This is a genomic window from Methanococcus voltae, from assembly GCF_017875395.1.
GTDB classification, from domain to species: Archaea; AGJL01; Methanococci; order Methanococcales; family Methanococcaceae; genus Methanococcus; species Methanococcus voltae_C.
The window spans coordinates 337,970-351,543 of sequence record NZ_JAGGMO010000002.1 but is presented as its reverse complement, the minus strand read 5'-3'; the positions used below and the strand labels follow the sequence as shown (position 1 = coordinate 351,543).

General features: G+C 29.3%; 10 protein-coding genes and 2 tRNA genes. 2 read left to right on the top strand and 10 right to left on the bottom strand.

Features of this window, described 5'->3' with window-relative positions; genetic code table 11:
- Window positions 1-67: 67 nt before the first annotated feature.
- From J2127_RS03970 to J2127_RS03925, 10 genes are all read right to left on the bottom strand, one after another.
- Entirely contained in the window at window positions 68-490 is a 423-nt protein-coding gene (locus J2127_RS03970) for a hypothetical protein (protein ID WP_209732249.1), read from the bottom strand.
- A gap of 488 nt (window positions 491-978) precedes the next feature.
- Window positions 979-1,278, bottom strand: a complete 300-nt coding sequence (locus tag J2127_RS03965) for a DUF2097 domain-containing protein (protein ID WP_209732248.1) — start codon at window positions 1,276-1,278, stop codon at window positions 979-981.
- A 139-nt stretch (window positions 1,279-1,417) separates the two neighbouring features.
- Window positions 1,418-2,224, bottom strand: a complete 807-nt coding sequence (locus J2127_RS03960) for a DUF63 family protein (RefSeq protein ID WP_209732247.1) — start codon at window positions 2,222-2,224, stop codon at window positions 1,418-1,420.
- A gap of 190 nt (window positions 2,225-2,414) precedes the next feature.
- Complete coding sequence (locus J2127_RS08470; RefSeq protein ID WP_245326443.1) at window positions 2,415-4,223, bottom strand: thymidine phosphorylase; 1,809 nt, start codon at window positions 4,221-4,223, stop codon at window positions 2,415-2,417.
- Between the two features lie 259 nt (window positions 4,224-4,482).
- A complete protein-coding gene (gene metG / locus J2127_RS03950; RefSeq protein ID WP_209732313.1) occupies window positions 4,483-6,615 on the bottom strand; it encodes a methionine--tRNA ligase in 2,133 nt (710 codons plus the stop codon).
- A gap of 221 nt (window positions 6,616-6,836) precedes the next feature.
- The gene (locus J2127_RS03945; protein ID WP_209732246.1) at window positions 6,837-7,256 is read right to left on the bottom strand and encodes a hypothetical protein; all 420 of its coding nucleotides are present in this window, start codon (window positions 7,254-7,256) and stop codon (window positions 6,837-6,839) included.
- A 432-nt stretch (window positions 7,257-7,688) separates the two neighbouring features.
- Window positions 7,689-9,203, bottom strand: a complete 1,515-nt coding sequence (locus tag J2127_RS03940) for an acetyl-CoA carboxylase biotin carboxylase subunit (RefSeq protein ID WP_209732245.1) — start codon at window positions 9,201-9,203, stop codon at window positions 7,689-7,691.
- Between the two features lie 146 nt (window positions 9,204-9,349).
- The gene (gene oadA, locus J2127_RS03935; protein ID WP_209732244.1) at window positions 9,350-11,077 is read right to left on the bottom strand and encodes a sodium-extruding oxaloacetate decarboxylase subunit alpha; all 1,728 of its coding nucleotides are present in this window, start codon (window positions 11,075-11,077) and stop codon (window positions 9,350-9,352) included.
- 702 nt (window positions 11,078-11,779) lie between these two features.
- A tRNA-Glu gene (locus tag J2127_RS03930) sits at window positions 11,780-11,854 on the bottom strand.
- A gap of 97 nt (window positions 11,855-11,951) precedes the next feature.
- Window positions 11,952-12,026, bottom strand: a tRNA-Arg gene (locus J2127_RS03925).
- Between the two features lie 447 nt (window positions 12,027-12,473).
- On the opposite strand from J2127_RS03925, the gene J2127_RS03920 reads away from it, so the two are divergent.
- Window positions 12,474-13,040 (top strand): DNA-directed RNA polymerase, encoded by a 567-nt coding sequence (locus J2127_RS03920; RefSeq protein ID WP_209732243.1) that lies wholly within the window; start codon window positions 12,474-12,476, stop codon window positions 13,038-13,040.
- Window positions 13,041-13,305: 265 nt separating this feature from the next.
- Window positions 13,306-13,497 carry a transcription elongation factor subunit Spt4 gene (spt4, locus tag J2127_RS03915; RefSeq protein ID WP_209732242.1) on the top strand — a complete coding sequence of 64 codons (192 nt, stop codon included), beginning with the start codon at window positions 13,306-13,308 and terminating at the stop codon, window positions 13,495-13,497.
- The last annotated feature ends 77 nt before the right edge of the window (window positions 13,498-13,574 follow it).

Sequence of the window (13,574 nt, the reverse complement as noted above, 5' to 3'; positions counted from 1 at the left end):
CTTATAATATTTTATATTTTGATATTTATTTTTATTAATTTATTATATTATTTTTAGTATTCTATTATTATTCGAGTTCCATAGTTGCATTTTCCATTAACATTTTTAAAACTGTAAAACTAATAAATGAAGCTCTTTTAGGTTTAACAATCAATGCGTTGTGCGTGTTTTCTTTATGTATTCCTATTAATATGGAAGCAGTCCTTTTTTCATCTGCAGGTAGTATTGCAATTGAAACTCTGCAATCGTCTGCAAAACAAGTGCCCACGTCTTGTATTTTATGCAATCTAATTCCATCTTTTTTATATTTCCTATTTATTTCTTCGGATAACACCACACCTTGGTTTAAAAGAGTTATAAATAACGTGGCGGTTTCATCGTCCATAATTGCATTATCTAATAATTCCCCCTCTTCATTTATCAATTTTAGTATGACATTATCCCCATACGTAATGTCAAGTTTTTTACCTTGTGCACCCATTACTGCCATATTTTCACCTTTCGGGCTTCTTTCATCTCTTCTACATCATATTATATTTATTAATTTTTGCAAGAGTATTTTTAACATTTAAATTTTAACTTTTAATATTTTATGCCCAATATCTATGGACATTATTAATTGATATTAACTTGAAAAACCTTAATTCGGCATTATTTATGAGTTTTTTATGAAGTTATATCTCGTTAAATTTATTATAATAAATATATTGATATCTTATTTAAAAAACTTGTTATTTATTCATAAAAACATATGACCTATTAAATTTTTAATATCCTATATTAGCAGTATGAATATTATTTAAGATACCAATAATGGTAATAAAAAATTAAAAATAGAAAAACAAAACAAAACAAAACAAATAACATAAAATAACATAAAATAACATAAAATAACATAAAATAAGTAATAAATAAGAAGTACATAAAAAAGAATAAAATAATAAAACTAATAAAAAATAAAAAAATAAAAAAGGAATTTTACAATATAGATATTACAATTCTTTTAGTTTCAGATTCTGGTACGTGTACAAATTCCAATAAATCTTCTTCTACATCCCTTAAATCAAATTCTAATAACCCCATACTGTCATGATGGGTATCTATTCTGTAGTGGGTGGCAGTAATGGATTCAATAGTACCTTCAACATGCGCACGCCCAAAATAAACTTCCACATAATCTCCTTCATCAACATATTCTTCTGCATAATCAACTAATTCATCATAATCCATGGTTCTTTCGATAATTTCCATTCCCTCGATATCCATTCCATAACTCATATAATCGCCTTTTTCCATTTTCATCAGTGCTTATTATCTTTACATATTAATTATATATGGTAATTATTATTTTTTATTTATTATATTTACTTTTAATTAATCTCGGTATTGATATTAATATTCTTATGGAACGATTATGTTAGACTCCCATAATGGTTCTAAACAAGTTTCTAAGACCTGGTGCTAATCCTAACGATAATACCGCTATTTTTAAGATATTTCTAAGATTTTTATTTTCAACTTCCCTATTAAATAACTCTAATACGAGTACAACTACGATTAATTTTAAAGGTATCATGACATACGGGCCAAGTAAATCCATAAAGAATCTTGGTACGGGATGTTGTTCCCAATAACCATAAACTGCAATACCTACGGAAGTGGCAGAGGCATCCACAAGTTGAGAAAATATCGTATACCGATCTAATTTTTCAATCTTTGATTTCTTAATCTTTGTTAGCAATAATATCGATAAGACATAAGATACTGTAAGTATTACTGCTACAAGAGTAAATGCTTCGATATGCACGATTCTTTGAACAAATTCATATACAAAGTATAATATCGGGATTAATGCCATTACTATGGAACCAAGGTGGTATTTTTTCTTCAATAAAGCTCCTGAAATAATCAAAGAAAGTAAATAGTAAGCCCCAATTAATATTACAATTCCCGGAGTAACAGTATAGAATAATCGCTCAATAACGCCCGCATCCACTAATGCACGCATAAGTGTAATTAATACGATATAGACGATTGTTACTTTCGCAAATTTCTCATCAATTTCTATTTGGAATCTTTGAGCTATCCTATAGAATAAATAAACCATTACAAATAATAATATCCCGTAAGTAAATTCTTGGACTAAATTGTAGCCCGTTCCTGCTTCTATTGGGTAAATATAGTGTTCATATATAAATTTGTCGATAATCTGAATTATATCCATTTTTACACCGAATTAAATTATTATGACACATTATGTAAATACATTATAAAATACTTTTGAAATACCATTGGGTCAAATGAATATATGTTTAACATATCTTTATAATATATTTTAAAAAATGTAATATATATTATTATATAAATTAAAAATAAAGAAATAAAAATAATTACTATTTAATTAGAATTTTTAATTAGAATTTACTGACTTTTTTGATAATCATACCTTCTACATTCACAGGGTAAATACGTCTTGCTAACGTAATGGCGTTATTAAGCATTTCTTCAGAATCCGAATAAACGGTATACAAAACATCGCCCTTTTTGACACTATTTCCAATTTTAACATTTAGCATGATGCCTGCTTTTTTATCAAAAGGGGCGCCCGCTTCTTTTACAACATCTATCAACCCTTTGTTCGAAACTTTGGTAATGTAGCCCCTTGTAGGGGAAACTATATCATAGCTGTATTTAGCTATTTTTATGTCTTCAGATTTCAAATTATTTAATTTTTTTAAATATGTTTTTTCAATATTTTTAGCATCAATTTTATTTTTCCTGCCTTTTTTATCTTTTTTATTTTTATTGTCTTTTTTAGCAGTATTTTCTGAATTTTCTTTAACTTCTTTAACTTCTTCAATTTCTTCAATTTCTTCAATTTCTTCATTTTTATCTAAAGTATCAGAATCCGAATCTAAATCCACATTTAAGTTTAAATTTTCAAATAATTTTTCACTTACATTATAATTTTCATCAAAGCTCACATTTTCTGAATTTTCACTTTTTGACTTTATTTTTAATTTATTCTCGTATTGTTTGTATATTATTTCTCTAAATTTGTCAAGAGCTTTGCCAGAGTACAATATTTCTTTTGCAGCTTCCATTCCATCTCCTTTCATGGATGCACCGCTTATTTCTAAAAGTATACCTGCAATAGATAATGATTTTTCAATTAAGCTTTCCGGTGCTTCTTCAGGATTTTCAAGAGCTTCTAAAGCTTCTTTCATTTCTAATGCTGGACCTATCGCTCTACCTAATGGCTGACCACCGTATGTAATAATACACTCGACTTTTATTTTCAACAGTTCCCCAAGTTCTATAAAACTACTTGCTAATTTCCTAGCTTCGGCTTCTGTTTTTACTTTTGCACCTTCTCCAATAGGTATATCAATTACTAAACATTTTATACCCATTGCAACCTTTTTGGACATTACACTTGATAACATTAAACATTTAGGATTAATAGAGAGCCTGCTTTCCACATTTATAAACATATCATCAACTGGTGCTAAACTCATACCACCTGCCCAAATTAAGCAACCGCTAGTATCTCTAATTAAGTCCATAATCTCATTTTTTGTGAGCGTAACGTTTGTTACAACTTCAAGTACATCTGCAGTGCCTGCACCACTAGTAATGGCTCTAGATGACGTTTTAGGTATTTTAACACCTGCAGCCGCCACAATGGGAACAACAAGCAACGCGTATTTATTCCCTGCAATACCACCAATACTGTGAACATCTACAACTGTATCCCTACCCCAATCTAGTAAATCACCGGTTGAAGCCATGCTTTTGGTCATATCTACAATTTCGTTCATATTCATATCATTTATATAGCTACCTGCTACAAATGATGATATTTCAGTGTTTGAAAGCCTACTAATCTTTAACTCTGCAATAAGTGTATTTATGTCAGTAGTAGTGAGAATTTCTCCGTTAAGCTTCTTTTTAATGATTTTTATGGATTTTGGTACAATAGCCTGTTTTAGCTCTATTTCATGTCCTTCATCTAATTTTAAAGTAATATGTCTAGTTATACCTACTTCTCCAGGTTTTACAATAGTACTAGTGGAGTGTATGACTACAACTAATGAAATACCTTGTACTTCTAAAAATAACCTATCTCCTACTTTATAGCCACTTTTCTTTAAATCTTCTTCATTTATTACAACAGAATTTTTCTCAATATCTAAATCAACATATTTTACTTTTAAAATCATTAAATCGCCTTTTAAATTGTATAATTTATGAAATTGTACAATAGGATAATAAATTATGGTAAAAATTTCTATAGATATTTATGAATATTGTATTATATTCATTTTTCTATCGAGTTTTTAAAAATAATAAGAATATGCTATAAAAAATTAAAATAAAAGTTAAAATAAATATAAAAATAAAAGTTAAAATAAATATAAAAATAAAAGTTAAAAATAATAATTAGAAATAAAAAAATAAATTTATTTTATTTCATTTTATTTAGTGAATTTTTGAACCAAGGTCAATATCTCTATCTAAAGTCAATAAACTTACAAGGTTATCATCTTCAGCAGCTAATAACATACCTTGTGATTCAACACCGCACAATTTTGCAGGCTGTAAGTTACAAATAACTATGATTTTTTTACCAACTAAATCGTCGATTTCGTAGTCTCCTTTTAAACCTGAAACGATTTGTCTTGTTTCTGTTCCGATATCAACCATAATTTTGTATAATTTTTTTGACCTTTTAACTTCTTCAACTTCAACTATTTTACCGACTCTTAAGTCGATTTTTGCAAAGTCGTCAATACTAACGAGGGTATTTTCTTCGCACATGTTTTCACCATTTTTATTTTTATTATCTTTTCCTTGATTACCTTTATTTTCATCTTTTTTATTAGTATTGTTTTTTCCGTCTTCTTCTTTACTATTTTTATCTTTATTTTTTCCATCTTTTTTATTTTTCTTTTCTTCCGCTTTTATCAATTTTTCAAGTTTTTTCTTCATCATTGCAATTGATTCATCGCTAATTTTTGAAAATAAAATTTTTGGCTTTTTAATTTCATTTCCTCTAACTTCTAAGTCATTTTCTTCATTCATTAAATCTAAAAGTGCAGAAGTTTTTTCAGGCATAAATGGAGACAACAAGTAAGTAAGACTTTTTACAACTTTACAGCAAGTGTAAATAACTTGTTTAAGTCTTTCTTCATCTTCAATTGCCCATGGTTCGTTTGATTGGAAGTATCCGTTTCCTTCTTTTCCTAAAAGGATAATTTCCATAAGTGCATCCTTAAAGTTAAATACTCTTATCAATTCATCTACTTTAGAAACTGTTTCCTCAGATTTTAAAAGTAAAGCTTTATCTACATCGAGTAAATTGTTTTCATCAACTAAAGGTACTTTATCGAATTTTCTGTTTGCAAATACTAATGAACGGTGTGTAAAGTTACCGATATTATCAATTAATTCTGTATTAACTCTTTTTTGGAATTCATCCCATGAAAAGTCTGTATCTCTGTAAAGTGGTGCATTTGCAAGTAAGAAATATCTTAAGTAATCGGTGTTAAAGTTTTTAACGAAGTCAGAAACCCATACAACCCAATTTTTACTGGTACTCATTTTTCTACCTTCTAATGTGAGGTATCCGCCACTTACAACAGCAGTAGGCATTTTATAGCCATTTACTTTATTAATACCTTCTAACATTCCAGGCCAGAATACTGCGTGGTGCACAGTAATATCTTTTCCAATAAAGTGAATTATTTCACTTTCTTTTTTATTTTCACTTTCTTCGTCTTCTTTATTTTCTTTCCAAAGAATTTCCCATTTATCGCCTAAGGCTTTACTGAACGAAATGTAGCCGATAGGAGCTTCTAACCATACGTACATTACTTGGTCGTCACAACCTGGAATTGGTACGCCCCACTTTAAATTTCTTGAAACGTCCCAGTCGTGTAATTCATTAACCCAGTTTAGTGCAAGGTTTTTAACGTGTTCCGGCATTTTTTCAGCTGAGTTAAGGTATTTAATTAATTCATCTTTTAAAGCACTTAATTTAAAGAAGTAATGTGTTGACTTTTTTAATTCTGGTGTTGAATTACAGTGTACGCAGTACGGTTCTTTTAATTCTATAGGTTCAAGGTGTCTACCACAAACTTCACAGTGGTCACCTCTTGCTTCACCGCCACAAAATGGACATAATCCCTCTACGTATCTATCTGCAAGGTATTTATCACATTTTGGACAGTAAAATTGTTCAATCTCTTTTTCGTAGATGTATCCAGCTTCTTTTAATTCTTTGTAGAATTCTTGGGAAGTTTCAATATGTACATCACTATGTGTTTGTCCGAAGTTATCAAATTCTACGTTTAAAGTATCTAAATCGGCTTTAATCGCATTGTGATATCTTGTAACAATGTCTAATGGTGTAACCCCTTCTTTTTCAGCAGTAAGGGTGATAGGAACACCATGGTTATCAGTACCACCAATGTGGTAGACCTCTTCACCTTTTAATTTTAAAAATCTTCTATATACATCCGCAGGAATGTATGTACTTCTTGCATGACCTAAATGTAATGGTCCGTTAGTATATGCTAATGCAGTAGTTAATAAGTTAGCCTTTCTTTGCATTTTTTCCATAATATCACCATATAAGCTTAATAATAATTTACCATACAATCTATTACTATTTTTAATATATATAATTATTATCTTATAAAATTTAAAATGGTTATTACGGTTAAAACAAATAATAAATTAAATAATAAATTAAAACTAAAAAAATAAGATAAAATATAAAATATAAAATATAAAAAATAATAAAAAACTAAAGAAAATAAATAAAAAAGATATTAACTTATTGTAGCACTATCCATATAGCCGTGTTCTGATACAATACTTAATTTATCGGCAATATTTGCTTTAATATCATATATAGTTATTTTCTCGCTTTCTTTTGGTGCAATATACCCACTACTTATATTAACTGTGTAATATATGCCATTTTTTAGAACCGATAATTTTTCAATTTCTATAACGGTGTTTCCCGTATTAGTAATATTTACTATAAGATTATTGCTATCCCCCAAATCAATTTTAGCACTGTTAATCAAGATTTTTTCATGATTTTTTATAATTATATTATCATAGTGTTCATTCTGTGAATTCATAACCTTTTCAAAATTGTGGTCCGTTGTTATAAATATCATAGATAATGAAGCTAATAATATAATAATAAGACCAGAAATTCCTACAACTTGCGAAAATCCCATAGTATCCTCTTAATTCCTTTCTAATATACGCCTATAACATATCCGTAATATGCTAACGATATATCAACAATATTATATAATTATAAAATAGCTTTTAAAATATAAAAATTTAATTAAAAAATCACTAAAAATTTTAAAAATTTTATTAAAATAATCAAGTCTTTCAAAAAATAAAAGTGAGTCTGGAGAGATTTGAACTCCCGATCCTCGCCGAGTCAAGGCGATGTCATAGCCAACTAGACCACAGACTCAATACACTAAGTATCAAACGCATGTAGTTTATAAAACAATAAATCTAATATATATAAAATTTAACATAATATATAAATCTTTCTATATTTAAAATTTATTAAACTAAAAATTTATTAAAAGAAATGTAAGATAAAATAACGTAAAATAAAATACGGTAAAAGATTAATGGTAATTAAAATTTTACTCGTTTTCTTTAGGACAATATTGTTTTTTATCTTTATTTTTAAGATTAGTTATGTAAGCGCTTAATCCACCTACGAGTGCCACAGTCTTTTTATCGTCCCTAAATACTTTTTCAATGAACCTTTTTTCTTCGTAGGCAATTTCAACAGCATAATCCAAAGTTTTATCATGAAGTCCTTTTTCATGCTCTGCAATATAATGTGTTGATAATTTACCATCTAAGAAATCTTGCTCTTCTAATACTGACTTATGGAATGGTATATTTGATATAATTCCAAATATCATGTACTCTGAAAGTGCTCTTCTCATTCTAACGATTGCTTCTTCTCTATTTTTACCAAAGGTTATCAATTTGGCAATCATTGAGTCATAATAGGGAGGAATTTCTGCACCGCCGTACACACCACTATCAAGTCTTACACCGGGTCCACCTGGTGATCTGTAATGTTTGATTTTTCCCGGAGATGGAATGAAGTCGTTTACCGAATCCTCAGCATTAATTCTGCACTCTATGGCGTGTCCTTTAAAGGTTATGTCCTTTTGTTCGTATGGAAGTTTATTTCCATATGCTATTTTTATCTGTTCCTTGACAATATCTACGCCTGTGATAATTTCAGTGATAGGGTGCTCAACTTGAACACGAGTATTCATCTCTAAGAAATAGAATTCTCCGTTATTGTATAGGAATTCAACAGTACCTGCACTGTAGTAATCGATACATTTAGCAGCAATTTTTGCAGCGTCCCCCATTTTTTCCCTCAATTCGGGGGTCATAATTGGAGACGGGGCTTCTTCGATAACTTTTTGGTGTCTTCTTTGGATAGAACATTCCCTATCTCCTAAGTGGATGACATTACCGTGTTTATCAGCCAATATCTGAATTTCAATGTGTCTTGGTTTTTCAAGATACTTTTCAATAAATATTGTTGAATCTCCAAAAGCACTTTGAGCAATGGATTTTGTAGACTGAATTGTGTCAACTAATTCGCTTTCGTCATTAGCAACACTCATCCCAATACCTCCACCACCTGCAGAGGCTTTAATGATTACAGGATATCCAATTTCTTTTGCAATCTTTATTGCTTCTTGTTCATCTTCAATAGGTTCTTCTCGACCAGGTAATACTGGAACACCCGCTGTTTTCATGGTTTTTTTAGCATTAATTTTGCTACCCATAAGTTCAATAGCTCTTATTGGGGGTCCGATAAATTCAATGTTTCTATTACCACATTCTTCGGCGAATTTTGAATTTTCGGATAAAAAACCATATCCTGGGTGAATAGCATCAACACCCGCTTTTTCAGCAATTTTAAGAATTTTTTCATAATTTAAGTAACTCTTAGAAGCCGGAGCTTCTCCAATGCTGTAACATTCGTCAGCAAGGGCAGTGTATAATGAATGTTCATCAGCTTCGGAATAAACCGCAACAGTTTTGATATCCAATTCCTTACAGGCTCGGATAATTCTAACTGCTATCTCTCCCCTATTTGCAATAAGAATTTTTTTAAACATGATTTCACACAATTATAGAATATTAAATAAGAATATATTGTTTTTATTGTTTTAATTTTAGGATTTTATTTTATTCTATTTTATTTTTCAACATACTCTATTTATTATTTTTATTATTATATTACAAATTTAAATTAACGTATTATTTATTTAACAATCATTAAAATATCGCCAACACTAACTGATTGACCTTCGTGAACGATAATTTTTTCAACTTTTCCATCAACAGGGCATTCAACAGGGTTTTCCATTTTCATAGCTTCTAAAGTTACGATTGTGTCGCCTGCTTTTACTTCTGCCCCCTCTTTAACGTTGATTTTAGTAACCATTCCTCTAAATGGTGAGTTTACAGCACCTTCTGTTTGAGAATCTATTTTTTCTTCTCTAGGCTTTTTATATTCTGTACCATAAACAGGTTCAACCTTAACTTCGTAAGCTTCACCATCTACTTCTACAACGTATTGAGTAGGTATTTCAGAGAATTTTGAAACTTCTTTTTCTTCAGGGATAGGCTCTTCCTTAGCTTCTCCTCTTAAGAATTTAACAGCAACTTGTGGATATAATGTGTATGTTAATATATCTTCAATTGCGTACTCTTCACTTCTAATAAGACCTTTTTCTTTAGCTTCTTTAGCTCTTTTTTCGTATTCTGGTTCGAGTAAATCTGCAGGTCTACATTCGATCTGTTTTTCGCCAGTTTTTAATACTCTTTTAATTAAGTCTCTATCCATTGGCGCAGGAGCTTTTCCGTAGTATCCCCTAACGTAGTTGGAAACTTCATTTGTGATAATTCTATATCTTTCTCCAGTTAAAACGTTCATAACAGCTTGTGTACCCACGATTTGAGATGTCGGTGTTACTAATGGCGGGTAACCTAAATCTTTTCTTACGTTCGGTATTTCGTTTAAAACTTCTTCGAACTTATCGATAGCACCTTGTTCTTTTAACTGTGAAACTAAGTTAGATAGCATACCGCCTGGAACTTGGTATCTTAAGATTCTAGCGTCAACTCTCTCAGATATCGGATTTATTAAATATTTGTATTTGTTCCTAATTTCATCAAAATAGTCTCTAATTTCTGTTAAAGCAACTAAATCTAATCCTGTATCATATTCAGTACCTTTTAATGATGCTACGATACTCTCAATAGGTGGTTGTGATGTACCCATTGATAATGGTGAAATTGCACAATTTAATATATCAATTCCTGCTTCAACTGATGTAATATAAGTCATTGGTGCAATACCTGCAGTACAGTGGCTGTGTAAGTCGATAGGTATTGATACTTCTTCCTTAAGTCTTTTAATTAATTCTTTTGCATCAAATGGTGTTAATAATCCTGCCATGTCTTTAATACAAATTGAATCGCATTTAAGTTCTTCGAATTTTTTTGCAAGTTCTATATACTGGTCTATAGTATGAACTGGGCTTGTAGTATATGATATAGCACCCTGAACAGTAGCACCACAATCAACTGCAACTTTTATTGGGTAATCCAAATTTCTTACGTCATTAAGTGCATCAAATATACGTATGATGTCGATACCATTTTCAACGGATTTTTGCACAAATTTTTCAACGACGTCATCTGAATAATGTCTATATCCGACTAAATTCTGACCTCTTAATAACATCTGCAAGGGTGTTTCTGTTATTTTCTTTTTTAATTCTCGTAATCTTTCCCATGGGTCTTCGTTTAAAAACCTTATACAAGAATCGAAGGTTGCCCCTCCCCAAACTTCCATTGAATAAAAGCCTATCTCATCCATTTTTTCAGCAATTGGCAACATATCAGCAAGTCTTAATCTAGTAGCCATTAAAGATTGGTGAGCATCTCTAAAAGTAGTGTCTGTTATTTTTACGGTTTTAACCATTTTATCCCTCTAAATATAATCTATTAGTAATAGGATTTAGTCGTCATTAATATGGATAATTAAGTCAAATGTGATAATTTGATTAATCAATTATAAATCAAATTGTAATAGTCAATAATGATATATTTTTTAAATATAGTTGTAGTTATGAACATATAATAAATGATTTGAATGTTATTATTAATATCAATAATATTTTTATGATTTAAGTTATTATTTCATAATTTCTTATTATGTGATTTATAATTAACGACCAACTGCCTTTGGTCTGACGGCAATAACAACTTCGTAATAAAATATAATTTATCTCTAGTATTAAATGTGACCAACTGCCTTTGAGTAAACTTTTAGTTTATGACTCGCCAACTTTATTGTCAATATTCTTACGGCAATTAGTAATTATTATCTTAATAAATATTATCTAAATATATAGATTTAATGTATTTCTCTATGGAGTATATTAAATTTTATATTTATAGATTATTGTAAAATCATAAAATTTTTTAAAAAAATGCTAAAATCTTGTTAATTTTTGATTTATTGCTAAAATAAACATTACTCATCAAATGAAAATTAATTCTAATAATATGTATTATGCCCTATAAATTACAATAATATTGTAATTATATAATACAACAATGTATTAATAATAAAAAATAAAATATTTAAATATATGAATTTAAAAATCGTTTATAAAAAAAGTGCTCCAGCCGGGATTTGAACCCGAGTCGCGGGCTCGAAAGGCCCGCATGATTGGCCGGACTACACCACTGGAGCAATATACACTATATTTCATAGCGTTAGCTAAAAGTCCGTATTCGGTAATATTTACAATTTTATAATAGTTTCATGTATATTTTATTTAAGTAAAGAGCGGACCCGGAGGGATTCGAACCCCCGATCCCCGGCTTAGAAGGCCGGTGCCGTATCCAGACTAGGCCACGGGCCCATTTTAAAAATCGAACTAATTTCTAATTCGTTAGGGCATCTTGCTTTCTGTTTTACTTCACTAACTCACAAGAGCATACTATAGGATAGCACCCATAGTATATAAATGTTTCGTTGATTTATTTTACTAAATATTTGAATTATCGGATATTTTTAATATTCCTTTGATTTTTATTTTTCAATATATTTTTAGGTATGGTATTTATATATTATAAAATTATTATATAGTTATGATATTACCGATGATGTATTATCGATACTGTTTTATATTTAATTAATTAAATTAATTAAAGTTTATCGAATACTTTTATTAACTATTAATCTTTAATCTTATATTTCATTATACCTTATTAGATTGTGAATTATAAACTTAAACTATAAATTGATGAATCTCAAAAATAATGCTCTTTATTTTATGCCCAGGCTTTTAGAAGAGAGAGGTGTTTACATGTACAAAATATTAACTATTGAAGATACAATAAGAATTCCTCCAAAAATGTTCGGAAATCCTTTGAAAGAAAATGTTCAAAAGGTTTTAATGGAAAAATACGAAGGAATATTGGACAAAGACCTTGGCTTCATTTTAGCAATTGAAGACATTGACCAGATATCTGAAGGAGATATCATATACGGCGATGGTGCAGCATACCACGATACCACGTTTGACATTCTCACTTACGAACCAGAAGTTCACGAAATAATTGAGGGTGAAATTGTTGATATTGTTGAGTTTGGTGCTTTCATAAGACTTGGACCTTTAGATGGTTTAATACACATTTCACAAGTTATGGATGATTATGTTGCATTCGACCCACAAAGAGAAGCTATTATAGGAAAAGAGACCGGAAAAGTTCTTGAAAAAGGTGACAAGGTAAGAGCAAGAATTGTTGCAGTCAGCTTGAAAGAGGACAGAAAAAGAGGTAGCAAAATAGCTTTAACTATGAGGCAACCAGCACTCGGTAAATTAGAATGGCTCGAAGAAGAAAAATTAGAAGCAATGGAAAATGCAGAATAAAATAGTAAGTTATGCTAAAAAATATTAAAAAATAAAAATAAAAATAAAAAAATTCAGACAGTGATTATTTAAAATAATGATTTAAATTTATATTAACTAATAATTCAAATAAATATAAAATTAATTTTTAATATACCTATAGAATTCTATGGATTATTATATATTATTTTAAATATTTTACTAACGATTAGTTTTATCTTTTATATAACCAAATAACTTACAATATTATCAATAATTATCAATAATCAGTGTTAGGAGGACAAACATGGCAAGAAAAGGATTAAAAGCATGCTTAAAATGTAATTATATCACTCATGACGATTTTTGCCCAATATGTCAAAATGAAACATCTGAAAATATCAGAGGTTTATTAATCATATTAGACCCCGTACATTCAGAAGTTGCTAAAATAGCTCAAAAAGATATTAAAGGCAAATATGCGTTATCTGTAAAATAAGTAATATAAGTCAATAGAATTACTAAGTTAATAAATACTAAATTAGTAATTGATAATTTAATAATAATAATAATAAT